This window comes from Puerhibacterium sp. TATVAM-FAB25 (assembly GCF_046535855.1).
Lineage (GTDB): Bacteria > Actinomycetota > Actinomycetes > Actinomycetales > Cellulomonadaceae > Puerhibacterium > Puerhibacterium variabilis_A.
Genome location: NZ_JAXUAK010000011.1, coordinates 1 through 24040 on the forward strand (window position 1 = coordinate 1; position 24040 = coordinate 24040).

At 75.9% G+C, this 24040-nt stretch carries 22 protein-coding genes; 11 read left to right on the top strand and 11 right to left on the bottom strand.

The genetic code is table 11. From position 1 onward, the window contains the following. Positions 1 to 194: 194 nt before the first annotated feature. A complete protein-coding gene (locus U5M74_RS11100) occupies positions 195 to 1862 on the top strand; it encodes a multicopper oxidase family protein (RefSeq protein ID WP_410909014.1) in 1668 nt (555 codons plus the stop codon). A gap of 381 nt (positions 1863 to 2243) precedes the next feature. On the opposite strand, the gene U5M74_RS11105 is transcribed toward U5M74_RS11100, so the two are convergent. Continuing rightward, positions 2244 to 3146 (bottom strand): SDR family oxidoreductase, encoded by a 903-nt coding sequence (locus U5M74_RS11105; protein ID WP_410909015.1) that lies wholly within the window; start codon positions 3144 to 3146, stop codon positions 2244 to 2246. 686 nt (positions 3147 to 3832) lie between these two features. Between U5M74_RS11105 and U5M74_RS11110 the strand changes: the two genes are divergently transcribed. The 3 genes from U5M74_RS11110 to U5M74_RS11120 all read left to right on the top strand — a co-directional run bounded on the left by U5M74_RS11110 (position 3833) and on the right by U5M74_RS11120 (position 6542). Next, a complete protein-coding gene (locus U5M74_RS11110; RefSeq protein ID WP_410909016.1) occupies positions 3833 to 5146 on the top strand; it encodes a DUF222 domain-containing protein in 1314 nt (437 codons plus the stop codon). Positions 5147 to 5161: 15 nt separating this feature from the next. Further along, positions 5162 to 5767, top strand: a complete 606-nt coding sequence (locus U5M74_RS11115; protein ID WP_410909017.1) for a low molecular weight protein-tyrosine-phosphatase — start codon at positions 5162 to 5164, stop codon at positions 5765 to 5767. Between the two features lie 130 nt (positions 5768 to 5897). Further along, a complete protein-coding gene (locus U5M74_RS11120) occupies positions 5898 to 6542 on the top strand; it encodes a GNAT family N-acetyltransferase (protein WP_410909018.1) in 645 nt (214 codons plus the stop codon). On the opposite strand, the gene U5M74_RS11125 is transcribed toward U5M74_RS11120, so the two are convergent. From U5M74_RS11125 to U5M74_RS11150, 6 genes are all read right to left on the bottom strand, one after another. Next, the gene (locus U5M74_RS11125; protein WP_410909111.1) at positions 6493 to 7617 is read right to left on the bottom strand and encodes an alpha/beta hydrolase; all 1125 of its coding nucleotides are present in this window, start codon (positions 7615 to 7617) and stop codon (positions 6493 to 6495) included. The genes U5M74_RS11120 and U5M74_RS11125 overlap by 50 nt on opposite strands. A gap of 151 nt (positions 7618 to 7768) precedes the next feature. Next, on the bottom strand, positions 7769 to 8365 hold the full coding sequence (locus U5M74_RS11130) for a DUF2231 domain-containing protein (protein ID WP_410909019.1): 597 nt from the start codon (positions 8363 to 8365) through the stop codon (positions 7769 to 7771). A gap of 76 nt (positions 8366 to 8441) precedes the next feature. Beyond that, positions 8442 to 10139: an alpha-amylase family protein gene (locus tag U5M74_RS11135; protein ID WP_410909020.1), complete on the bottom strand. Its 1698-nt coding sequence runs from the start codon at positions 10137 to 10139 to the stop codon at positions 8442 to 8444. Then, the gene (locus U5M74_RS11140) at positions 10136 to 10531 is read right to left on the bottom strand and encodes a DUF6766 family protein (protein ID WP_410909021.1); all 396 of its coding nucleotides are present in this window, start codon (positions 10529 to 10531) and stop codon (positions 10136 to 10138) included. Before U5M74_RS11140 ends, U5M74_RS11135 begins: the two co-directional genes overlap by 4 nt. 130 nt (positions 10532 to 10661) lie before the next feature. Continuing rightward, entirely contained in the window at positions 10662 to 11483 is an 822-nt protein-coding gene (locus U5M74_RS11145; RefSeq protein WP_410909022.1) for a Nif3-like dinuclear metal center hexameric protein, read from the bottom strand. A 54-nt stretch (positions 11484 to 11537) separates the two neighbouring features. After that, the gene (locus U5M74_RS11150; RefSeq protein WP_410909023.1) at positions 11538 to 12287 is read right to left on the bottom strand and encodes a DUF1992 domain-containing protein; all 750 of its coding nucleotides are present in this window, start codon (positions 12285 to 12287) and stop codon (positions 11538 to 11540) included. A gap of 112 nt (positions 12288 to 12399) precedes the next feature. Here U5M74_RS11150 and U5M74_RS11155 point away from each other — a divergent pair, with 112 nt between their 5' ends. From U5M74_RS11155 to U5M74_RS11165, 3 genes are all read left to right on the top strand, one after another. After that, positions 12400 to 13569: a pyridoxal phosphate-dependent aminotransferase gene (locus tag U5M74_RS11155; protein WP_410909024.1), complete on the top strand. Its 1170-nt coding sequence runs from the start codon at positions 12400 to 12402 to the stop codon at positions 13567 to 13569. After that, complete coding sequence (locus U5M74_RS11160; RefSeq protein ID WP_410909025.1) at positions 13566 to 14330, top strand: SDR family oxidoreductase; 765 nt, start codon at positions 13566 to 13568, stop codon at positions 14328 to 14330. The genes U5M74_RS11155 and U5M74_RS11160 overlap by 4 nt, the downstream gene beginning before the upstream one ends. A 111-nt stretch (positions 14331 to 14441) precedes the next feature. Continuing rightward, complete coding sequence (locus tag U5M74_RS11165; RefSeq protein ID WP_410909026.1) at positions 14442 to 16655, top strand: beta-galactosidase; 2214 nt, start codon at positions 14442 to 14444, stop codon at positions 16653 to 16655. A 105-nt stretch (positions 16656 to 16760) separates the two neighbouring features. Here U5M74_RS11165 and U5M74_RS11170 read toward each other — a convergent pair whose 3' ends face one another. Further along, positions 16761 to 17447 (bottom strand): PAS and ANTAR domain-containing protein, encoded by a 687-nt coding sequence (locus tag U5M74_RS11170; RefSeq protein WP_410909027.1) that lies wholly within the window; start codon positions 17445 to 17447, stop codon positions 16761 to 16763. A gap of 302 nt (positions 17448 to 17749) precedes the next feature. Here U5M74_RS11170 and U5M74_RS11175 point away from each other — a divergent pair, with 302 nt between their 5' ends. Beyond that, positions 17750 to 18619 carry an SDR family oxidoreductase gene (locus tag U5M74_RS11175; protein ID WP_410909028.1) on the top strand — a complete coding sequence of 290 codons (870 nt, stop codon included), beginning with the start codon at positions 17750 to 17752 and terminating at the stop codon, positions 18617 to 18619. A gap of 195 nt (positions 18620 to 18814) precedes the next feature. Next, positions 18815 to 19297, top strand: coding sequence for a DUF6098 family protein (locus tag U5M74_RS11180; protein ID WP_410909029.1), 483 nt, complete (start codon positions 18815 to 18817; stop codon positions 19295 to 19297). Positions 19298 to 19322: 25 nt separating this feature from the next. Here the strand turns inward: U5M74_RS11180 and U5M74_RS11185 are convergent, their stop codons facing one another. Continuing rightward, positions 19323 to 19934, bottom strand: coding sequence for a nucleotidyltransferase family protein (locus tag U5M74_RS11185; protein WP_410909030.1), 612 nt, complete (start codon positions 19932 to 19934; stop codon positions 19323 to 19325). A gap of 167 nt (positions 19935 to 20101) precedes the next feature. On the opposite strand from U5M74_RS11185, the gene U5M74_RS11190 reads away from it, so the two are divergent. Then, positions 20102 to 20947 (top strand): endonuclease/exonuclease/phosphatase family protein, encoded by an 846-nt coding sequence (locus U5M74_RS11190; RefSeq protein WP_410909031.1) that lies wholly within the window; start codon positions 20102 to 20104, stop codon positions 20945 to 20947. Then, positions 20944 to 21831: an endonuclease/exonuclease/phosphatase family protein gene (locus tag U5M74_RS11195; protein WP_410909032.1), complete on the top strand. Its 888-nt coding sequence runs from the start codon at positions 20944 to 20946 to the stop codon at positions 21829 to 21831. The genes U5M74_RS11190 and U5M74_RS11195 overlap by 4 nt, the downstream gene beginning before the upstream one ends. 9 nt (positions 21832 to 21840) lie before the next feature. On the opposite strand, the gene U5M74_RS11200 is transcribed toward U5M74_RS11195, so the two are convergent. After that, positions 21841 to 23043, bottom strand: coding sequence for an alcohol dehydrogenase catalytic domain-containing protein (locus tag U5M74_RS11200; RefSeq protein ID WP_410909033.1), 1203 nt, complete (start codon positions 23041 to 23043; stop codon positions 21841 to 21843). 55 nt (positions 23044 to 23098) lie between these two features. After that, positions 23099 to 24022: a carbohydrate ABC transporter permease gene (locus U5M74_RS11205; protein WP_410909034.1), complete on the bottom strand. Its 924-nt coding sequence runs from the start codon at positions 24020 to 24022 to the stop codon at positions 23099 to 23101. Positions 24023 to 24040 lie beyond the last annotated feature (18 nt).

A 24040-nucleotide genomic window follows, 5' to 3' on the forward strand; every position in this document is an offset into this window, starting at 1 on the left:
AGCTCGGCGCGCGCGACCGCAGCCGGCTGGTCATCCTCGCCTACGAGACCGGCCTCATCACCCCGGGGGCGTGACCGGCGTCGTCGCATGGGCGTGCGTCGCCGCCCGGCGACCGTGCGTGTCGTCGCGGTGCGACCTCAGGTCGCTCCTCGGGACGGATGCCCGGCTGCGGCCCGCCTTCCTAGCGTCGCGGCATGGCTACCAGCGACACCACCAGCGACACCACCAGCGACACCACCGGCGACACCACCGGCGACACCACCGGGGACACCACCGGGGACACCACCAGCGTCACCACCGGCGACGCCCGGCGCGCCCGTGCCGGGCTCGCGGCGGCCGCAGCGGCCGCGCTCGTCGTCGCAGGATGCACCGCCGGCCCGTCGGTGCCGGGCGTCGCCACCGGCGTCGACGACGTCCCCTTCACCACCCCGCTCGCCATCCCGCCGCTCGCCGAGTCCCGCGTGGACGCCGACGGCACGCGCGTCTTCACGCTGACGGCGCGGGAGGGCACCACCGAGTTCCTCGACGGCGTCGAGACCCCGACGTGGGGCTACGACGGGGACTACCTCGGGCCGACCCTGCGGGCGCAGCGGGGCGAGCGCGTCGCCGTCGAGGTGACGAACGAGCTCGGCGAGGCGACCACCGTGCACTGGCACGGCATGCACCTGCCGGCGGCGATGGACGGCGGGCCGCACCAGATGATCGACCCGGGCGAGACGTGGCGCCCGGCCTGGACGATCGACCAGCCCGCCGCGACGCTCTGGTACCACCCGCACCCTCACGGGCAGACCGAGCGGCACGTCTACAACGGCCTCGCGGGGATGTTCCTCGTGGACGACCCGGCCGCCGCCCCCGGGCTCCCCGCCGAGTACGGCGTCGACGACCTGCCGGTCGTGGTCCAGGACAAGGAGATCGACGACTCCGGCCGGCTCACCCTCGACGACGACGGGAACGAGCCGGGGCTGCTGGGCTCCACCGTCATGGTCAACGGCACGGTCGGCGCCTACCAGGAGATCACCGCCGAGCTGACCCGGCTGCGGGTGCTCAACGGCTCCACCGCCCGCACCTACGGGTTCGCCTTCGACGACGGCCGTCCGTTCCAGCTCGTCGGTACCGACGGCGGGCTGCTGGCGGCCCCGCACGAGACCACCCGGGTACGGCTGTCCCCCGGGGAGCGGGCCGAGATCGTCGTCGCGATGGAGCCGGGGGAGACGGCGGTGCTCGGGTCCTACGGCCCGGACCTCGGGGACGTCGCGGCGCCGGCCGCCTTCGGGGCCGCGGACTCCTTCGACGTGCTCGAGCTGCGCGCGGCCGCCACCCTGCGACCGTCGCCACCGGTGCCCGCGACGCTCGCGCAGGTCGAGCGGCCGGCCGCGGCCGAGGCGGACACGACCCGCGAGCTCACCCTGGCCGTGCGGCAGATCAACGGGCGCAGCATGGCGATGGACCGCATCGACGAGGTCGTCGAGGTCGGCACCACCGAGATCTGGGAGGTCCGTGGCATCGACGCGCTCCCGCACAACTTCCACGTCCACGACGTGCAGTTCCACGTCCTCGACATCGACGGCGAGCCGCCGCCCCCGGAGCTCGCGGGGCGCAAGGACACGGTGTACCTCGAGCCGCGACGGGTCTACCGGCTCATCATGACCTTCGAGGACTACACCGACCCCGAGATGCCGTACATGTACCACTGCCACCTCCTGCGCCACGAGGACGAGGGACTGATGGGCCAGTTCGTGGTCGTCGGGCCGGGCCAGGAGCCCCGCGCCCCGTCGGGCGGCGCCGCCACCGGCCACGAGCGCGACGTGGGCGACGTGGGGGACGTGGGCGACGACGGCCACGACGGCCACCACGGTCACTGACGGCGCGCCGTCGCGGGCACGGAAGAGCCCGCGGGCTGGAGGTCTCCCTCCTGCCGTGCTGGACGAGGGCACGGCACCCGCGGGCTCCGGTGGACGCGATGAATTCGCTTCCCGTCCGGCGTGCCCGGCCTCCGGCGGAGGCGGGACACGGACGTCAGTCAGGACGCGCGACGGTCAGCGCGCGACCACCTCGTAGGTCCGAAGAGTATTCAACTTCCGGATCACCTCCCTTCTTACGTGCCGACGACGGTACGCCCGCCCGTCGGCACCCGCCAAGGGATTTCGCCGAGGGAGGAGGGGCGGCGCGCGCCGGCGACCGTGGGCGCGTCCCCGGGTCGACGACGTCGTCGACGGCGACCGGCCACGGACGTCGTCGGTGGGTCAGCGACGCAGCAGGTGCGCCCACTGGTCGGGGTAGTCGTCGAGCCAGGCCTCGAACCCCCGCGCGGGCCTCCCCACCAGGTGCGCGACGTCGTCGGACACGTGCGCCAGCTCACCCGCCGCGATCGCGGCGTAGGACGTGACCCAGCCCTCCAGGTCCACCGGGTCGACGGCGTGGACGGCGCGGGAGGCGTACGCCTCCTCCAGCGACTCCGGCTCGTAGCGGATGGTCCGGCCCGCGAGGCGGGACAGCGCCTCGGCGACCTCGTCCAGCGTGAGGGACTGCGGCCCGGTGAGCTCGTAGGTGCGCCCGTCGTGGGCGCGCCGCCGCTCGTCGAGCAGGACGGCGGTGGCGACGTCGGCGACGTCGTCGTGCGACACGGACGCCACGCGCCCGTCGCCGGCGGGGCCGCGGATGACGTCGTCGGGGCCCACCCAGGTGGTGAGCGCGTGGTGGTAGACGTTGTCGCGCAGGAACGTCCAGCGCAGCCCGGAGGCGCGGATGTACTGCTCGGTGTGCCAGTGGTCGCGCGCGAAGGTGAAGACGGCGTCCTCGGCGGCCCCGACGAACGACGTGTAGACGATGCGCTCGACGCCGGCCACCACGGCGGCGTCGACGGCGACGCGGTGCTGCTCCAGGCGACGCGGCTCCTCGCGGCCGCTGACCAGGAACACCGTGCGGACGCCCTCGAAGGCGCGGCGCATGGCCGCGCGGTCGTCGTACCGCTCGGCGACGACGACCTGGCTCCGCGGCAGGTTCTCGCCGCCGAGCCGCGGCGCGCGGGCCGGGTCGCGGACCACGAGGCGCTGGCGGGCGCCCTCGGCCGCGAGCCGTACGGCCAGCCGTCCTCCCAGCCGTCCGGAGGCCCCCGTGACGGCGACGATGCCGTTCGCCTGTCCCATGTGCCACACGGTAGGACGGGGCGGCGGGTTCGGCGCTCCGGACGGCGCCGTGGTGTGTCGGTCGCGGCCGGGCCGGGTGCCCCTCGCGGTCGGCGTGGCGTGGTCGCGCCGGGGGAGCCTGCGGCCCTTCCTGTGGATCGTGGGGACGTGCGCGCTTGTCCACAGATATCGCTTCTGACCTGCGTCTTTGTCGGTGGCGACGCGTAGCGTCGGGGGTGTCGGAGGGGCGCGCGGCCGCGCAGCGCGGGGCTCCGGCGCGGGACGTCCGGCGGTGGGCGGGACGGTGCGACGCGAGGGGGGTGATCGTGTGTCGGCGGAGGCGGTCGAGGGACGGCGGGTGGGCACCGGTGCCCGCCTCGAGCGCGCGGTGCGGCTGCTCGACCAGGCCGCCGAGGTGCTCGCCGGCCTCGTCGCCGACGACTGCCTCGCCGACGTCGCGGTGCCGGAGCTCGCCGCCGCCGAGTCGCGGGTCCGGGCGGCGACCACGCGGATCGACACCGCCCGCCTGGGCATGCTGCCGCGCCTCGAGGACGACGGGCGCTGGGCGCTCGACGGGTCGCGGACGTTCGCCGCGTGGCTGGCCCGCCGGGACGGCATCACCCGCCGGCGGGCGAACGCGGAGGTGCGCACGGCGACGCGGCTGCGCGTCGACCTGCCCGCGACGGCGCGCGGCGCTGGCGGGGCGCGTGGGGGTCGACGAGCTGTCGGCGATGGTCGACGTCGCGCCGACGTCCGAGGCGCGGCGGGCCGCGCTCGCGGCGCCGGTCACCGGGGTCGAGGTGCCCGTCGCAGGCGTCGAGTCGCCGGGGGAGGGGGACGCCAGAGCGGCGGCCGACGCGGACGGCCGAGCCGCGCCGCCCACCGGCGAGGAGTACCTGCTGTCGTTCGCGGGCCGGCAGCCGATCGGCACGTTCCAGCGGCTGCTGCGCCGGTTCGCGCACGTCGCCGACCCCGAGGTCGACGAGCGGGGCTACCGGCGCGCGACCGAGCGCGAGTTCCTCGACCTGGCGCCCACGTGGGGCGGCTACCACGTCGCCGGGTTCCTCACGACGGAGCACGGGCAGCAGCTCAGGACGGCGCTCGACGCGTTGATGACACCTGGGGCCGGGGGAGGCGTGGGCGCCGACGGCGCCGGCACCGGTCCGGGCGGCACGTCAGGTGGGGGAGCGGGCGCGGAGAAGACCGCATCACCCGCCGCCGAGCGGCGGAGCGCGCAGCAGCGGCGGGCGCAGGCGCTCGCGGACCTCGCCCGGGTCGCGCTCGACGGCGGGCTCGTCGCGCCGGGCGCATCGGTGCGCCCGCACGTGACGGTGCACGTCTCCTGGACGGAGCTGCAGCGCCTCCTGGCGGAGGCGGACCGGCGTACCGCCCCAGGCGGCGGTATCCCGGGGTCCGGCGGCGGGCGCCAGGTGTCCCGGCCCACGGGAGGGCTGCGCAGCGAGCTGCGGCCACGGTCCTCGCCAGGAGCGTCCCGGGGCGTCGGCCCACCGGTGACGGGACCCGGGATCGACGCCCGGGCGCTCACGGACCCGGGAACCGGCTACCCCACGTGGACCGACGGCACAGGGCCTGTCCCGCGGGAGCTGCTCGCCAAGATCGCGTGCGACGCCGAGGTCACGCGCGTCGTCTTCGGCCCGGACTCGCAGGTGCTCGACGTCGGCCGTGCGCGCCGGACGGTCACCGGGCAGCTGCGGCGCGCCGTCGTCGCCCGCGACCGGCACTGCACCTGGCCCGGCTGCCTCGAGCCGCCGGCACGGTGCGAGGTCCACCACGCCGTCACGCACTGGGCCGACGGCGGCGCGACGTCCGCGGACAACGCGGCCCTGCTCTGCTGGCACCACCACACCGTCGTCGACACCACGGGCGTGACGATGCGCTGGGAGCACGGGCGTGACGGTCACGGGGTCCGACCCGGGAGCTGGGCTTTCACCGACCGGCACGGTCGCCGGATCGCCGCCACTCCGGAACCACCCGCGGGAGGGCGGCACGCGGCAGCGTGACGCCGGCGCGGGACAATGGGTGCCGTGAGCTCCGACGTCTATCGCGTGATGACCGTGTGCACCGGGAACATCTGCCGCTCCCCGATCGCCGAGATCGTGCTGCGCGACCGCTTCGAGGCCGCGGGCCTCGGCGACCGCGTGGTCGTCGACTCGTCGGGCGTGAGCGACGAGGAGCACGGCAACCCGGTGGACCGGCGCGCCCGGCGCGTGCTCGCCGAGCACGGCTACGACACCGGGGACGGGCACCGCGCGCACCAGGTGACCGCGGCCGAGGTCACCGGCCGCGACCTGCTGCTGCCCATGACGGCCCACCACGCCCGAGCCCTGCGGCGGCTGGCCGCCCGCGCCGGGTTCGACGGGGACCGGTCCGGCCGCGGCCCGCTCGGCGACGGGCACCACGACGGCGAGGGCGGCCCGGTGATCCGGATGTACCGCACGTTCGACCCCGCCGCGCCGCAGGTCCGTCCGGGCGAGGGCGAGCACCTGCTCGACGTCGACGACCCCTGGTACGGCGACATGGAGGGCTTCGAACTGTGCCTCGCCGAGATCGAGGCCGGGGCCGACGGCGTGGTGGAGTTCGTGCGCGCCGAGCTGGAGCGGGCCGCGGCCCGGTCGGCCTGACACGCGGCCCGACGCGCCGCACGACCCGCCGCGCGACCCGCCGCACGCTCCCGACCCCGCCGCACCGCACGACCGGCGGCACGACCGGCGGATGACCGAGAACCCGACGCGGACCAGGCAGGATGCCGGTATGACTGACTTCGACGCCGACGGCTCGGTGGCCGCGACCGCCCCCGGCGGCGTGCTCCCGGTGGTCCGCCGGGTCCGCGCCGAGGAGTGGGCGGAGGTCCGGGACGTGCGCCTCGAGATGCTGCGCGATCCCGCCGCGCCCATGGCCTTCCTCGACACGTACGCGAACGCCGCCTCGCAGCCCGAGACCTACTGGCAGAACCGCACCACCGCCGCGGCCGCCGCCCAGACGGTGGTGCAGTACGTCGCCGAGGTACCCCCGGGCGGGCGCACAGGCGCCGACGCCGTCGCGGGCACGGGCACGGACGGGGCCGGGCTGCCGGGGCGCTGGGTCGGTTCGGCGACGGGGATCCTCGAGCAGCCCGGCTCCGAGGACTTCGAGGGCCAGCCCGTCGAGGTGCGCCAGGTCCACGTGGTGGGCGTGTGGCTGCACCCCGACCACCGCGGCCGCGGCGTGATCCAGCGGATGATCGACGCCGTCGTGGCGTGGGGCGTCGAGCGCGAGGTCGAGCGGGCGCGGCTCTACGTCCACGCCGACAACGCCCGCGCCCAGGGGGCCTACCGCAAGGCCGGCTTCGTGCCGTCCGGCAACGCGTTCATCGGGTCGACGGGCCGAGAGCTCGAGATGGTGCGCGCGCTGCACTGAGCCGCGCCAGCCGGGCCAGACGCACGACGCGCTCGCGGAACGCCCGCTCCGGGGACGCCGGCGGCTCGGCGGGCGGCGCCGGGGCGGGCGCGACGTAGGCGTCGAACCATCGCTGCGTCTCCCGCCAGACGACGTCGCGCACGGGCGCGGCGGACAGCGTGACGTCGTGCAGCGCACCGTCGAGGCGCACCAGCGTGACGAGCGACCCGAGGCTGGGCACGCGGCGGGCGACGCCGACGACGTCGAGCACGGAGTCGCTGGTCAGCATGTCCGGGTGCCACCGCACCCCGATCGTGGAGCGGGCGGACAGCAGCACGAGGACCGGGACGTCGATGCCGAGGCCGCGCGCCACCTGCTCGTGACCGCGGAAGACGGCGGCGAGCCACGCCGGCGTCGCGCGCCAGCCCAGGTCGGGCCGCCACGCGGCGTCGTAGTCCCACTCGCCGTCGAGGCGGGCGGAGATGGACCGCGCGTAGAACCCGAGGTCCACGTTCACCAGCCGGCTGTACGGGGCCACCGCGGCCTGCGCCCGGATGCCGGGCTCGAGCACGCGGCGGCCGACCTCGCGCGTCTGGAACTCCAGCCACGGGCTGTTGAGCACCAGGCCGTCGACGCGGCCGGGGTGCCGGCCGGCCCACAGGCTCAGCGTCAGCCCGCCGGTGGAGTGCCCCATGAGCACGAGCCGGCGCCGGTCGGCCGCGCCGGGCGCGTGGCCCATGGCGGCCAGGGCCGCCTCGAGGTCCTCGTCGTAGGTGCGCAGGCTCGTGACGAAGCCGGGCGTCTGGTGCGGCTGCAGGCTGCGGCCGTACTTGCGCAGGTCCAGGGCGTAGAACCGCACGCCCAGCCGCTCCCAGAAGTCGGCGACGTGGGTCTGGAAGAAGTAGTCGATCCAGCCGTGCACGTAGAGCACGTCGACGCCGCGGTCCGGGGCGGCGCCGGCGTGCCCGCCCGCGGCGCGCCCGGCGTCGCCGCCCGTCGCGGGCGTGCGCTGCGCACGCCGCACGAGGGTCGCGACCACGGGGCCCTCGTCGTCGGGCGCCAGCGGGAGGGTGAGCCGCTCGAAGCCGGGCAGCACGTCGGGCTCCCACGTCCCCGGGGTCTCGGAGGAGGCGCCGGCGGCACCGCCGGGCGTGCCGCCGCCCGCGCCGTCGGCCGCCCCCGCGGCCGTCTCGATCCCCACGGCCCGACCGTACCCCCGGCGCAGGCTCCCGGCTCAGGCTCCCCGCTCAGAGCTCCTGGCTCGGGCTCGCGGCTCCGGGGCCGCTGACCTCGCTCGCGCCGCTGTGGCCGGGCTCCTGCCGGGCCAGCGTCAGGTGCCCGCCGAGGTACCCGCTGGCGGCCAGGACGCCGCCGCCGGCCAGCGCCGTGAGCACGCCCAGCCCGGTGCGGCCCTTGCGGCGCAGGAACCACGACGTCGCGTACAGCGAGCCGGCGACACCGTTCAGCGTGGCGTGCACGGCGCCGAGCCGGCTCGACTTCTGGTCCTTGAGGCCCGACCAGTCGGCCATGCCGGTCAGCGCGGTGGGCACGACCAGCAGCACGCCCGCGCCGACGAGCTTGCGCGCGGCGTCGGCGTGCTTGCGCGCCCCGGTGAGGTCGAGCACCGTCGCGCTGACCCACACGCCGATCGGCAGGTCGGTCATGATCGGATGCAGGGCGTGCCCGAGCGACCGCCCGCGCATCTCCTGCAGCAGGCGCCCGCCCGGCAGCACCGCCTCGGCGGCCTTGCGGAGCGCGCCGACCAGCGGGTCCAGCCCGGCGCTGTCCTCGAGCTCCTGGGTCGCGCGGGCCGCGGGCGACGCCGGCATGGTTTCCACCGTCATGGTGTCCTCCTCAGTGTTCGGAACCGGTTGGGGACGGGCTGTCGGCCCAGGTCGGCCGAGGTGCGGGTGCCGAGGGTCACGTGGCCTCGCACACCCCGTGCCGGTCGCGCGGGCGCAGCCAGCGGTAGCCGTGGGCGGCCAGGCGCGCGACCGGGCGCCGCTGGCCGTCGACCGTCGCCGTCGCGCCGCCGACCTGGCCGTACGGCTGGTCCGCGAGCACGTCGACGAACGGAGCGTCGGCGGTGTCGACCCCGAGGGCCACCTCGAGGTCCTCGTCGGCGAGGTTGGCGAGCATGAGCACCCACGAGCCCTCGTGCGCGTAGCGCAGCGCCAGCACCGGGTGCGCCGACCCGCCGGAGGCGAGCCGTACGTCCACGGGCTCGGGCGTGACGGTGCCGGTCTCCCGCAGCCCCAGACGCGCCCGGATCATCTGCCCCACCTTGGTGAGCAGGCTGTCGGGCTGCACCATCTGCTCGTAGGCGTTGACCCGCCGGTGCCCGAACGGCCCCTCGCTGATCACCGGCGCCACGAGCCGGTCCGCCGGGGCGGTCGAGAACCCGGCGTTGGGGCCGTCGGTCCACTGCATGGGCGTGCGCACGGCCTCGCGCTCGGGCAGGGAGAGGTCGTCGCCCATCCCGATCTCGTCGCCGTAGCGCAGCACGGGCGGCCCGGGCAGCGAGAACAGCACCGCGTGCGCGAGCGCGATCCGCCGCACGTCGCCGTCGAGCATCGGGGCCAGCCGGCGGCGGATGCCGCGGCCGTACGCCTGCTCCCGCTCCGTGCGGGCGAAGGCCTTGAGCACGTCGTCGCGCTCGACGTCGGTGAGCTGCTCGAGGTCGAGCTCGTCGTGGTTGCGCAGCCACTGCGCGTACGCGCCGTGCCGCGGCGGCTGCGGGTGCCGGTGGAGGGCGTCGACCAGCGGCCGCGCGTCGTCGCGGGCCAGCGCCAGGAACAGGTGGTTGTTGAGGTAGAAGTCGAGCAGCATCGTCATGCCGTCGCCGTCGCCCGTGTCGCGGGTGCCGAAGTAGTCGGCGTACTCCTGCGGCTCGACGTCGACCTCGCCCAGCAGCACGGCGTCCCGCCCGTGCCGGTCGGCCACCTGGCGCATCTCGCGCACCAGCCACTGCCCGCCGTCGGACGGGTCGGCCGCGCGGGCCCGCTCGACCATGTGCGGCACGGCGTCCACCCGGAACCCCGAGACGCCCATGCGCAGCCAGAACGTCATGATCCGCCACAGCTCGTCGCGCACCCGCGGGTTGTCCAGCGCCAGGTCCGGCTCGAACGAGTAGAACGAGTGCCGGTAGAACTGCTGCGCCTCCTCGTCCCACGTCCACACGCCGTCCTCGACGTCCGGGAACATCGGCTCGACGCCGGTCTCGACCGGCTCGTCGGACCAGACGTAGTAGTCGCGGTAGGGGCTCTTGCGGCTCGAGCGCGCCTCCTGGAACCAGCGGTGCTGGTCGGAGGTGTGCTGGCAGACGAGGTCGAGCAGCACGTGCAGGCCCAGGTCGTCGGCCGCCTCGAGCATCCGGGCCACGTCGGCGAGGTCGCCCAGCCGCGGGTCGACGGCGAGGTGGTCCGCGACGTCGTACCCGCCGTCGCGGAACGGCGAGGCGTAGAACGGCAGCAGCCACACGGCGGTGGCGCCCAGCCCGCGCAGGTAGTCGAGACGCCGGGTCAGGCCCCGCACGTCGCCCCAGCCGTCCCCGTCCGAGTCGTGGAACATCCGGACGTCGGCCTGGTAGACGACGGCGTGGCGGTACCAGGACGTCACGAGGTCTCCTGCCGTTCGCGGTAGTCGAAGCCGGTGGGGTCGATGCCGCGCTCCCGCAGCAGCGCGTCGAGCTTGGCCTCGGTGCGCTCCTCGCCCTCGCGGGACTGCGAGGACCCCCAGAAGTAGAAGAGAGCCAGGCCCGCGGCCTGCCAGACGAGCTGGAGGAACTCCGACTGCCAGTTCTCGAAGGTCGAGGAAAGGAACTGCGGGAAGAACTCCGACCAGGAGAACGCCGAGCCGTGCTCTGCGGCGTCGTTCGCCACGGTGATCGCCTGGAACACGAACTGGCCCGCCCACGCGAACAGGAACAGCGCCCCTGTGACGAGGCCGAACGAGTAGGCCCGGTGGAACGGCGGCTTGGACCTCCGCTCGTCCGGAGCGTTGACGCTCATGCTGCTGCACCTCCCCTGGTCGTGGGCCCGGTACGCGGCTCGAGCCCCTCGCGCCCCGAGGGGGCGACGTCACGACGCTAGGGCGGCCCGTCGGCGCTCGCAGCGCTTCGTCACCGCTGGTGGGAGTGGCTCACACGGCGCGGAACAGGTCCGGGGTCGCCAGGACGTCCACGGCGAGCCCCGGCACGGCCTCGCGCAGCAGCGCGGCGACGGCGGCGCTCGCGGCCTGCTCGGAGGGCACGTGCCCCACCACGACGAGCCCGGCCGCCACGCCCGCCGCGACGGCGTCGGCCGCGTACTCGCCCGTCTCCCACTCGTGGCACTCGCCCACGACGGCGACGTCGACGTCCGGGCGGCGCAGCAGGGCACGGTTGCGGGCCGCGCCGCGGAACCCGAGGTCGAGGCCGACGCGGCGGACGACGGCGTCCGGGTCGCCGAGGAACCGCAGCGCGGTGGCCCCGAGGCGCTCGGCGACGTGACGGGCGAGCTCCCCGAGCGTCGTCGCCCCCACCGTGGCGAGCGCCAGGCCGTCGGCCGCCGCCGCGGGGTCCAGGCGCCAGCCGAGCGCGTCGGCGGTGGCCGCGTCGACGCCGTCGGGACGCCGGTCGTGCCAGCGGTCGTGCAGGTGCGCGACGACGAGCCCGTGCTCGGCGACGAACGCGCGCTTGGCCGCCCAGACCGGGTCGCGCTCCGCCTCGAGCGCGTCCCGGGCGCCGTCGGCGTGGTCGAAGTAGAGCGGCTCGTGGGTGATCACGAGCCGGGCGCCGGCGTCGACGGCGCGGCGCAGCACGTCGAGGGTGGCCATCGTGGTCACCGCGGCCCGGGCGACCGGCGTCGCCGGGTCGCCGTCGAGGATGCCGTCCACGGTCGTGGGCCGGGCGGGCACGCCGGTGGCGGCCAGCAGGCGGTCGACGACGTCGGCGGCGGTCGGCGGGGGAGCGGCGTCGGTCATGCCGCCACACCGTAGGGCCCCGGCACCGGGCGTGCCGCGGCGGCCCGCCGGTCGTCAGGCCCGGCGCCACCAGCGGCGGCGCGCGCGCTCGCGCTGCCCGCGGCCGTCCGCTCCCGCCCGCCGCCCCTCGGCCTCCGCCGCGGCGGCGCGCTCGGCGGCGGACGGCGGCACGGGCAGCCCCGTCGCGCGGCGGCGCCCGCGCCACCGGCGCACCTCCTCGTCGACGTCGCGCACCGGCGTCACCACGGGCGGGCCGCCCGTGAGCTGGCGGCGGGCGTCGATCACGCGGGCGTTGAAGTCCTCGACGACGCGGCGCACGCCCTCCTCCGAGAACTCACGGTCGAGCGTCTCGTCCATGCGGCGGTGCTCCTCGCGCAGCTGCGCCGCGGGCAGCACGCCGGTGATCTGCTCGCGCTCCACCAGCCCCTTGAGCCACCAGTCGGGGTCGTAGGAGCCCTTGAGCCCGGGGATCGGCTTGCCGGCCAGCGGCAGGTCGTCGAACTCGCCGCGGCGGATCGCCTGGTCCACCACGGTGTCCACCCAGCGGGCGCGCTCGTCGGCGCGGACCCGGCGCACCGGCGGCGTCGACTCCGCGCCGGCGTCCTCCCCGGCGGCCGCCCGCTCGGCGCGCTCGCGCTCGAGCTCCCGCTCCACGCGGTAGCGGGCGGCGCCCAGCAGCGGGTCGCGCCGCTGGACGGGCTCGTCCTCGGGCTCGCCGGAGCCCGGCCGGTGGCCCGGTCGGTCGGCGGGTCGGTCGGCCGGTCGGTCGGCGGGTCGGTCGGCCGGTCGCTCGCTGGTGGCCATGCCTCCACGCTACGAGCGACCGTGGCGGCTGTCAGCGCGTGCGGACGCCGGGGCTGCCGGACCGGCCCGCGAGGGAGAGGGGTCGGACCTGGCGGTCGGCTTAGATGGGTCCATGAAGGTCTCGCAGCGCTCGCACGTGCCGCCGTTCGCGGTCATGGACGTCCTGGCCGCAGCCAACCAGCGCCGGGCCCTCGGCCACGACGTGCTCAACCTCTGCGCGGGCGAGCCCGCGACCGGAGCCTCCGACGTGGTGCGCGACCGCGCCGTGGAGGTGCTGCGCTCGGGGGACCTCGGCTACACCGAGGCGCTGGGCGTCCCGGCGCTGCGCCGGGAGATCGCCGGGCACTACCGGCGCTGGTACGGCGTCGAGGTGGACCCGGCCCGCGTCGCGGTGACCACCGGCTCGAGCGGCGGGTTCGTGCTGGCGTTCCTCGCCTCGTTCGACGTCGGCGACCGCGTGGCGCTCGCCCGGCCGGGCTACCCCGCGTACAAGAACATCCTCGCGGCCCTCGGCTGCGAGGTCGTCGAGCTCGACTGCGGCCCCGAGACGCGCTACCAGCCGACGGTGTCCCAGCTCATGGAGGCCTACTACGGCGGCGGCCTCGACGGGCTCGTCGTGGCCAGCCCCGCGAACCCGACCGGCACGATGATCACCCCCGCCGAGCTCGACGCCGTCGCCCGATGGTGCGGGGACCATGACGTGCGTCTGATCAGCGACGAGATCTACCACGGCATCGCCTACAGCGACGACGTACAACAGACCACCGCCGCGGTGTACGCCGATCAGGGCGCCGTCGTCGTCAACTCCTTCTCGAAGTACTGGGCCATGACCGGCTGGCGCCTGGGGTGGCTGGTGCTGCCCGAGGAGCTGGTGGGCCCCGTGGACGCGCTGGCGGGCAACGTGGCGCTCTCCCCGCCGGCCCTGGCGCAGCACGCCGGGGTCGCCGCGTTCACGCCCGAGGGCTACGCGTCCTCCGCCGAGAACGTGGCGCGGTACGCCACGAGCCGCGCCGCCCTGCTCGAGCGGGCCGACGAGCTCGGCTGGCGCCCCGTCGCGCCCGCCGACGGCGCGTTCTACCTCTACGGCGACATCAGCGGGACCGGCCTCGACTCGGAGACGTACTGCGCCCGCCTCCTGGCCGAGGCGGACGTCGCGCTGACGCCGGGCACGGACTTCGACGGCGTGCACGGCCGGGACTGGGTGCGGCTGAGCTTCGCGGCCGCCCCCGAGACGGTGGCGCGCGCGGTGGACCGCATCGTCGCCTGGCAGGCGACGCTGTGACCGCGGGCGGTGCCGCGGCCCGACCGCTGACCCTCGTCACGGGCGGCACCCGCGGGATCGGCGCCGCCGTCGCACTGCGGCTGGCCGCCGCGGGCCACGACCTCGTGCTCGGGTACGCCGCGGACGACGACGCGGCGGCCGCGACGGCCGCCGCCGTCGCCCGGCACGGCGCGGCGTGCGCGCTCGTGCGGGCCGACGTGACCACGGACGACGGCGTGGCGGACCTGTTCGCCCGCGCGGCGGAGGCCGGCCGGCTCACCGGCGTGGTCAACAACGCGGGCGCCACGCTGCACGTGGGTCCGCTCGCCGAGACGCCCGCCCACGTCGTGCGCCGGGTCGTCGACCTCAACCTCACCGCCGCGGTGCTCGTGGCGCGGGCCGCCGTGCGCGCCCTGAGCACCGCACGCGGCGGCGCGGGGGGCGTGCTGGTCAACGTCTCGTCGGCGGCGGCCACGACCGGGGCGCCGGGCGAGTACGTGCACTACGCGGCGGCCAAGGCGGGCGTCGACGCGCTGACCCGCGGGCTCGCGCTCGAGGTCGCGGGCGAGGGCGTCCGCGTGGTCGGCGTCGCGCCCGGGACGGTGGACACCGGCATCCACGCGGGGGCCGGGGACCCGGGCCGCGCCGCGCGGGTGGCCGCCGCGCACCCGATGGGGCGCGTCGGCACGCCGCAGGACGTGGCCGACGCCGTCGCCTTCCTGCTCTCCGACGCCGCGGCCTACGTCGCCGGCACGACGCTGCGCGTGGCCGGCGGGCGCTGAGGCGCCGCCGCGCGCCACCACGGCGCCACCACCGCACCGGAGGCCGCCCGTTGACCGCGTCGTCACCGCCGTGGTCGACTGCCGTCCGGTCACGGCAGCGAGGGAGCTGAGATGGCGGACGCGGTCGAGGGTGAGCGCCGGGCGGCGACGACGGGCGGTGGGGCCACCGAGCCCCCGCCGACCGAGCCGGCGCCGTCGGTGACCGAGCGGTATCCCGGCCTGGCCGACCGCGTGCTGTTCGGCGCGGCCTACTACGCCGAGTACCAGCCCGTCCCGCGCCTCGAGCAGGACCTCGACCTCATGCGCGACGCCGGCTTCAGCGTCATCCGCGTCGGCGAGTCGGTGTGGTCGACGTGGGAGCCCGAGGACGGACGGTTCGACCTGGACTGGCTGCAGCCCGTGCTCGACGGCGCGCACGAGCGCGGCATCCGCGTCGTGCTCGGCACGCCCACCTACGCGGCGCCGCCGTGGCTGGCCCGCCTCTACCCGGAGATCAACGTCCACCGCCGCACCGGCCGGCCGATGGGCTGGGGCGCCCGGCAGGAGATCGACTACTCCCACCCGGCGTTCCTCTTCCACGCCGAGCGCGTGGTGCGCCGCGTCGTCGAGCGCTACGCCGGTCACCCCGCCGTCGTCGGCTTCCAGGTCGACAACGAGCCCGGGAACGAGATCTTCTTCAACCCGCAGGTGTTCCAGCGCTTCGTCGACCACCTGCGCCGCACCTACGGCGACGTCGAGACCATCAACCGCGAGTGGGGCCTGACCTACTGGTCGCACCGGCTGTCCACGTGGGCGGACCTGTGGACGCCCGACGCGAACGCCCAGCCGCAGTACGCGCTGGCGTGGCGGAGGTTCCAGGCCACGCTGACCACCGACTTCATCGGCTGGCAGGCCGACGTCGTGCGCGAGCACGCCCGCGCCGACCAGTTCGTCACCACCTGCTTCGCCTACGAGCGCCCCACGCTCCAGGACGAGGCCGTGGCCGCGCGCCTCGACGTCACCAGCGGCAACGCCTACTACCGGATGCAGGACCACCTGGCCCTGCCTGCGGCGGACGACGCGCCTCAGCACTGGATGACGCACGGGACGTGGTCGCTGTATGCGACGGCGGACCGGATGTACGCCTCGCGCCAGGAGCCGTTCCTGGTCACGGAGACCGACGCGACGGCGATCGGCTCGCCGTGGCAGAACGAGCCGGCGTACGACGGCCAGTGGCGCCAGGCGGCGTGGGCGCTGGTCTCGCGCGGCGCCACGATGATCGAGTACTGGCACTGGCACACGCTGCACTACGGCACCGAGACGTACTGGGGCGGGGTGCTGCCGCACAGCCTCGAGCCCGGCCGGGTCTACCGGCAGGTGGCCGAGCTCGGGGCCGAGCTGGCCGCGGCGGGCGACCGCGTCGCCGGCCTCACCCCGGACCACGACGTCACCGTGGTGTGGGACAACGCCTCGAAGTGGGCGCTGCAGGAGTTCCCCGCCTACGGCGGCGGCGCCGGGCCCCACGAGCGCGCCTTCCAGACCACCGTGGACGCCTACCTGCGCGGGGCCTTCGAGGCGGGACTGTCGTCCCGCATCGTCCACGCCGGCGGCCTCGCGGCGCGGGACCCCGCGGCGTTCGCCGTGCAGCACCCGGTGCTCGTCGCGGCGGCGCTGACCATCCTCGACGACGCGACCCTGGCCTGGCTGCGGCGGTACGCCGAGGCGGGCGGCCACCTGGTGGTCGGGGTGCGGACGGGCTACGAGGACCACGAGGCGCGGGCGCGGCTCGAGCGCAAGCCCGCGCACCTGGCCGCGGCCGCCGGCACCTGGTACGACGAGTTCTCGACGGTCGACGCGCCGGTCCCGGTGCGCGGGAGCGCGGCCCTCGCGCTGCCCGACGACGCCGCGGGGCGGTGGTGGGTCGACGGGCTGCAGCCCGACGGCTCCGAGGTGCTCGCCGGCTACGACCACCCGCACTTCGGGAGGTTCGCCGCGGTGACGACCCGCGCCGCCGGCAGCGGCCGGGTCACGATGGTCGGCACGGTGCCCTCGCCCGGCCTCGCCGCCGCGGTGCTGGGCTGGGCCACGGGCGCTGCGGCGGTCGGGGCCGCCGACGGCGGCGCGTGGCGGCCGCAGGCGGACACCCAGACGGTGACCGGCGCGCGCAACCGCCACGGGGAGCGGCTGCGGTTCGTGCACAACTGGTCGTGGACGCCGTCGACGTTCGCGCTGCCCGAGGCGGCGGCGGACGTGACGGGGGAGCGGGCCTGGTCCGCGGGCGACGTCGTCGAGCTGGGGCCGTGGGACGTGCGCGTGCTCGTGGTGACGGAGCCGCCGCGGTCCTGACGCCGCCCCGCCGTGGCCCCGCCGTGGCCCCGCCGGGGTCGCGGGCAGGTACCGGGCAGGTCCCGAACAGTTCCTGGGCGGGGTCCGGGCGGTCCGGAGCCTGCCTCAGCCGGCCATGAGCTGCGGGTCCTCCGGCGGCGACGGTGCCGCCAGGAAGCCCGTGATCTCCTCCGGGGACGGGAACGCCGTCAGTCCCGGCCGGCTGAACCACTGCACGAGCCACGCGGCGAGGTCGCGCACCGGGACGTTCGCGAGGTTCGACGCGTGCCGCAGGTGCTGGAACGCCTTCTCGGCGTCCACGCTGAACGCCACCATGAGCACGCCCTTGGCCTGCTCGATGGCCGCGCGCCGCTCGGCCGACGCGCGGATCGACCGCGTCGCCTCGCGCTGCGCGACCTCCTTCTGCGCCTCGGTGACGTCGATGAAGTAGCCGACCAGCTCGCAGACGTCGCCGGACTCCGGGTCGCGGCGCCCCTGACCGGTCACGGCGATCGTCCGGACGGTGCCCTGCGCGTCGAAGATGCGGTGGACGGAGCTGAACGCCTCGCCCGTCCGCGCGGCGTCGTGCAGGATCCCGTCCACGCGCGCCCGGTCGTCCGGGTGCTTGTGGGAGAGCATCAGCTCGGTGGTCGGCAGGATCTCGCCCGGCTTGAAGCCGTGCATCGTGTAGACCTCGTCCGACCAGGCCCACTTCCCGCTCGCGAGGTCCAGGCGGTAGCGGCCGACCGGCGGGCGCGTGCCCGCGCCCAGCGCGGCCTCGAGCGCTTGGTCGAAGGGCGCACTGTCGGTCATGTCGTCTCCCTGGGGAAGGGGGCGTGGAGGCCGTGGGCTCGACCTCCGGTGCGGGCGGAGCCGGTCGCGACGCGCCGACCCGGCGCGGCTGATCGCGAACGGAACATTAAGGTCACTTCCCCAGGTCGGCACGTCGAACACATGTCGCCCCAGGAGAACAGGTCCGCCCCGATTCCGCGATCCGAACGACGTGGTCGGCCGCCCGGCCCCCGTGCGAGCCCGGCCGCGCCTGCCTACGTTGACGGGCACGGACCGCCCGCCGGTCCGTGTCCCATGCCACCGACACGCGCGGAGGTCGCTCCATGTCCCAGCAGTCCGATTCCGCAGGTTTCCCCGCCCAGCAGCAGGAGCCCCCGGGCCTCACCGAGCCCATGACGCCCCAGCCGGACCACGGCGAGTCCAGCTACGAGGGCTCCGGCAAGCTCACCGGGTACCGCGCCCTGATCACGGGCGGCGACTCCGGCATCGGCCGCGCCGTGGCCATCGCGTTCGCCCGCGAGGGTGCCGACGTCGCGATCGGCTACCTGCCCGACGAGCAGCAGGACGCCGAGGAGACGGCGCGCTGGGTCGAGGAGGCCGGCCGCAAGGCCGTGCTGCTGCCCGGCGACATCCGCGAGGAGTCGACGGCCCGCGAGCTCGTCGACCGCGCCGCCGACGAGCTCGGCGGCCTCGACGTCCTCGTCAACAACGCCGGCTTCCAGTACGCGCGGCGCCAGTCGATCGCGGACATCACCAGCGAGGAGCTGGACCGCACCTTCAAGACGAACCTGTACGCGCTGTTCTGGATCACCCAGCAGGCGCTGACCCACATCGGCGAGGGCGGGTCGATCATCAACAACGCCTCGATCCAGGCCTACGAGCCGTCCACGACGCTGCTCGACTACGCCTCGACCAAGGCAGCCATCACCAACTTCACGGTGAACCTCGCCGCGGAGGTCGGCGAGCGCGGCATCCGGGTCAACGCCGTGGCGCCCGGCCCCATCTGGACGCCGCTGCAGCCGGCCACCCAGGTGACGGAGAAGATCGAGAAGTTCGGTTCGGACACGCCGCTCGGCCGCGCCGGCCAGCCGGCCGAGCTCGCGCCGGCGTTCGTGTTCCTCGCCTCGAACGTCACGGCCTCGTACGTCTCGGGCACGGTGCTCGGGGTGACGGGCGGCAAGCCGGTCTTCTGACCGCCCTCGCCGGCGACGCCGGCCGGACGCCGGCCGGACGCCGGCCGGACGACCATGCACCACGCACCACGGCGGCGGCCCCGCGCGGCGGGACCGCCGCCGTCGTGCGTGCCCCCACCCGTGGTGGTGCGATGAGCGGACCGCCGGCGGGGACGGCGGGCAGGGGGCGGAGGAACGAGGAGACGGAGGGCGGCGATGACGACGACGGACGAGGACTCGGGACGTGCGGGCAGCGAGGTGCCCGTGAGCCGGCGTCCCACCGGGCCGGACGGGCTGCCGGAGGTGCAGACCCTCGAGGAGCTGGCGGAGCTGGCGCGCAGCCGGACCCCGCTGTACGTGCGGTTCAGCAGCGGTCCGAAGGTGGACGCGTCCGGCCGCAGCATGGACCACGAGTCGGGCTGCGAGCTGCCCGGGCTCTCGGCGAACCCGCTCGACCCGGAGCCGTGGTTCGACCGGCCCGCCGAGCACTGGGTGGCCCGGCAGGTCGTGCAGTACGCGCACCTGCGCCAGGACGACCGCTTCGCGTGGGTGCTCACGGGCGAGGTCGTGGGCCGCGGCCCCGACTGCGAGCCGCTCATCGGCGACGTGCAGCCGGTGGCCGTGATCCCGGACCACGTGGTCCGCGCGGCGCGCGACCTCTACGAGGAGGTCTTCGACGTCAGCGACGACGGCTCCTGAGCGGCGCCGGCGGCCGGCGCCGGCGTCAGCGCCGCGCGTCGGCCGTGCTGGGCGTGACGTCGGGGGCCGGCACCGGCAGCGCCGTCACGCCGAGCCGGTCGGTGAGGTAGAGGAAGGCCTCGGCGTACGGGTTGCCGTCCACCCGGCGGCGCACCTCGGACCAGTCCACCTGCTCGCGCAGCGCCCGCACGATCGGCAGCAGCAGGCTGAAGTTGCAGTCGTGCTCCGCCAGCGCGCGCATCTTGGACGCGACGATCTCCGTGGCGTGCAGCACGGGCATGCGCACGGCGAGCACCTCGACGGTGTCCGCCGCCGCGAGCAGCCGCTCGCCCACCGGCTCCCCGCCGAGGACGTAGATGACGTCGACGAGCGCGCCGTGGTGGTAGGCCTTGAACAGCCAGTCCTCCGCCGGCTCGCGCAGCTCGAGGCCGGCGTCGGCGAGGGCCTGGCGCGCGCGCTCGGCGTCCTCGGGACGGACGATGAAGTCCACGTCGTGGTGCGGCTCCGGACCGCCGCGGGCGAAGGCGGCGTACCCGCCGCACAGGGCGTACGGCACACCGGCCTCCCGCAGCGCCACGGCGCTCAGGCGCACCGCGTCGCGCAGGTCGTCGCGCTGGTCCTCGGTCAGCAGGGTCATGCGTTCTCCTCCATCGCCTCATGCTGCCCCGGATGCCCGGAGCTCGCGCGCCGCTCGGCGCGCCCCGCCGGGGGTCGCGGGAGGCCGTCGCGGCGCCCGGACCAGGCGCTTCGGTCTCCCGGCCGGACCGGGTGCGACCCCCGGCCGCCCGGCCCACAATCGTGCGGGTGACGGATCCTCGGCGCGGCGGGCTGCGGCTCGCGACGTTCAACATCCTGCACGGCCGGTCGCTGTCCGACGGCGAGGTGGACGTCGGCCGGTTCGCCGACGCCGTCGCCGGCCTCGACGCCGACGTGCTGGCGCTGCAGGAGGTGGACCGCGACCAGCCGCGCTCGACGGGCGCCGACCTCACGGCCGTCGCCGCGGAGGCCATGGGCGCGGCCGACCACCGGTTCGCCGCCACTCTCCGGGGCGAGCCCGGCGTCTGGACGCGTGCCACCGGCGACCGCCAGCCGGGCGCCGCCGAGTACGGCATCGCGATCGTGAGCCGCTACCCCGTGCTGCGGTGGCGCAAGATGGCGCTGCCCGCGCTGCCGGTCCGCTGGCCGCTGATGCTCAAGGACAAGCCGCCGATCCTGGTCAAGGACGAGCCGCGCGCGGCGCTCGCGGCCCTGGTCGACGTGCCGGGCGGGCCGCTGACGGTGGTCTCCACCCACCTGACGTTCCTGCCCGGCTGGAACGCGGTGCAGCTGCGCCGGCTGTGGTGGTCGTGCCGCGCGCTGACCCGGCCGATGGTGGTGATGGGCGACCTCAACCTGCGCGGCGCGCTGCCGTCCCGGCTCACGGGCTGGCGGCCGCTGGCCCAGGACCCTACGTTCCCGCTCGAGGAGCCGCGCCACCAGATCGACCACGTCCTCGGCAGCGGCGACGTGCACGCCGTCGCGCCGGGCGGGGCGGTGCACACCGGGACGTCGGACCACCGCGCGCTCGTGGCGGACGTCGCCTGCGGCCGGGGCCCGGCCCGGTCCGGCCGCCTGGGCGTGGCCCGCGGCGCGCGCGAGGCGGCCGCGTGATCCGGCTCGTCACCTTCAACGTCCAGCACGGGCGCGGCGACGACGGCGCCACGGACGCCGACCGGCTCGCGCGCGCCGTGGCCGCGCTGGACGCCGACGTCGTGGCGCTGCAGGAGGTCGACCGGGGGCAGGCCCGCTCCGGGGGCGCCGACCTGGCCCGCGCGGTCGCCGAGGCGGTCGGGGCGCACGACCACCGGTACGTCCCCGCCCTGGCCGGGCCGGTGGGTGCGTCACCGCTGGTCGCCGCGCGGGCCGCCGCCGGCCCGGGCCGCCGGGCCCGGCCGGCCGCCGTCGTGCGCGCCCTGCTCGGTGCCGGCGGTGCCGGCAGCGCCCCCGGTGCGGGGACGCGGCGGGCGCGCGGCGACGAGCCCCCCGAGGTGCCCGCATACGGCATCGCCCTGCTGTCCCGGCACCCGGTGCGCGCGTGGCACCGGGTGCGCCTGCCGGTGGGCACGCCCTGGCTCCTCGGCCGCGTGCGGCTCGGGCCGGACGAGCCACGGGCTGCCGTCGCCGCCGTCGTCGAGACGCCGCAGGGACCGCTCACGGTGGTGAACACCCACCTGTCCTCGTGGCGGCGGTGGAACCGGGTGCAGCTGCGGTGGCTGGCGCGCCGGCTGCGGGGCGCGCCGCGCCCGCTCGTGCTGCTCGGCGACCTCAACATCCCCGGCGACCTGCCCGCGCAGCGCACCGGGTGGCGCGACGTGGTCACGGCGCCGACGTTCCCCCGGCGCCGTCCCCGCAGCACCATCGACCACGTGCTGCTCGACGGCGCCGTGCGCGCGACCGGGCCGGCGCGCGCGGTGGACCTCGGGCTCAGCGACCACCTCGCCGTCGTCGTCGACCTCGAGGTCGGTCCCGACCTCGAGCGCGAGCCGGAGCGCTGACCTCCGCGCTCAGGCCCAGGGGTCGAGGACCACCTTGATGCAGCCGTCGTCCTTGTGCTGGAACATCCGGTAGGCCTCGGGCGCCTGCTCCAGCGGCAGGCGGTGCGTGCGCAGGTCGAGCACGCCGAGCGGGTCGGCCGGGTCGGTCACCAGGGGCAGGATCTCGTCGCTCCAGCGGCGCACGTTCGCCTGCCCCATCCGCAGCGTGAGCTGCTTGTCGAACAGCTGCAGGAGCGGCAGCGGGTCCTTGGCGCCGCCGTAGACGCCGGACAGCACCACGGTGCCGCCCCGGCGCGCGACGTCGATCGCCGTGTACAGCGCCGCGAGCCGGTCCGTGGCGGCGCGCTCGGCGAGCGGCGCGGCGACGGCGTCCGGCAGGAACCCCACCGCCTTCTGCGACATCTCGGCGAAGGGGGAGCCGTGCGCCTCCATGCCGACGGCGTCGACGACGGCGTCCGCGCCGCGCCCGTCGGTCACCGAGCGGATCGCGTCGGCGACGTCGCCGTCGCCGGCGTGCGAGGCGTCGAGCACCTCGACGCCGTGGCGGGCCGCCATGGTGAGCCGCTCGGGCACCAGGTCGACGCCGACGACGCGGCCCGCGCCGCGGTGCAGCGCGATCCGGGCGACCATCTGTCCGATCGGGCCCAGGCCGAGCACGGCCAGGGTGCCGCCGGCGGGCACCTCGGCGTGCGCCACGGCCTGCCACGCGGTGGGCAGCACGTCCGAGAGGTACAGGTACCGCTCGTCGGGCTCGCCGTCGTCGGGCACCACGATCGGCCCGTACTGCGCCTGCGGCACCCGCAGGAACTGGGCCTGGCCGCCCGGCACCGAGCCGTACAGGCGGGTGTAGCCGAACAGCGCGCCGCCCTTGCCGTGCGCGTGCACCTGGGTGGTCTCGCACTGGGACTGCAGCCCGTGGGTGCACATCCAGCAGCGGCCGCAGGAGATGTTGAAGGGCACGACGACGCGGTCGCCGACGCGCAGGCGGCCGGCCGCCTCGGGCCCGACCTCCTCGACGACGCCCATGGCCTCGTGGCCGATGACGTCGCCGGCGTCCATGAACATGCCCAGGACGCCGTACAGGTGCAGGTCGGACCCGCAGATCGCGGTCGACGTGACGCGGACGACGGCGTCGGTGGGCTCGACGATCCGCGGGTCGGGGACGTCCTCGACGGTGACTGTCTGGCGCTTGCGCCAGGTGAGAGCTCGCACGCCGTGTGCTCCTTCGGTGCGGGAGGTGCGGGGAGGTGCTCGAGGGCTCGGGGCGTCAGCCCTTGGAGCCCGTGGTGGAGATGCCCTGGACGAAGTACCGCTGCCCGGCGAAGAACAGCAGGATCATGGGCACCGTGGTGATCACCGAGGCGGTGACCACGACCTCCCACTGGGACTCGCCGCCGGGGCCGAACTGGTCGACGACGGCCTTGAGCCCGCGCGGGACCGTGAACGTGGAGCTGTCCTGGAGGTAGACCAGGGGGCGCATGAGGTCGGTCCACGACGCCTGCGCCTCGAAGAGGAACGTCAGCACCAGCGCGGGCCGGCACAGCGGCACGGCGATCCGCCAGAACAGCGTCCACTCGCTCGCGCCGTCGAGGCGGGCGGCCTCGAACGGCTCGCGCGGCAGGCCCAGGAAGAACTGCCGCAGCAGGAAGACGTAGAAGGCGCTCGCGAACAGGTTGCCCGCCCACAGCGGCACGTGGGTGCCGACCAGCCCGAGCTGGTTCCAGATGAGGAAGGTGGGGATCAGCGTCACCGCGCCCGGCAGCATCATCGTGGCCAGGACCAGGCCGAACAAGGGCCCGCGGGCGCGGAACCGGTAGTGCGCGAAGCCCCACGCCACCAGGGCGCTGGTGACCGTGGCCGCGGTGGCCGCCAGCGCGGTCACCACCAGCGTGTTGCCCAGCCACAGCGCCAGCGGCGCCGACTCCCACACCGTCAGGTAGTTCTGCAGCGTGGGGTTCGCCGGGACGAGCCGGTTGTCGAAGACCTCCGCGCGCGGCTTGAACGACGCCGACAGCAGCCACACCAGGGGGTAGACGAACACCACGGCCAGCGCCACGAGCGCCGTGACGACGCCGGCGCGCAGCCAGCGCCGGCGGCGCCGGCCGTCCCCGCGCGCCGGGCGGGGCGGCGGCATCGTCGCGCTCGCCGCGGCGGCCGGCACCGCCGTCGTGCCTGCGACCGGTGCGCTCATCGCTCGTCCCTTCCGACG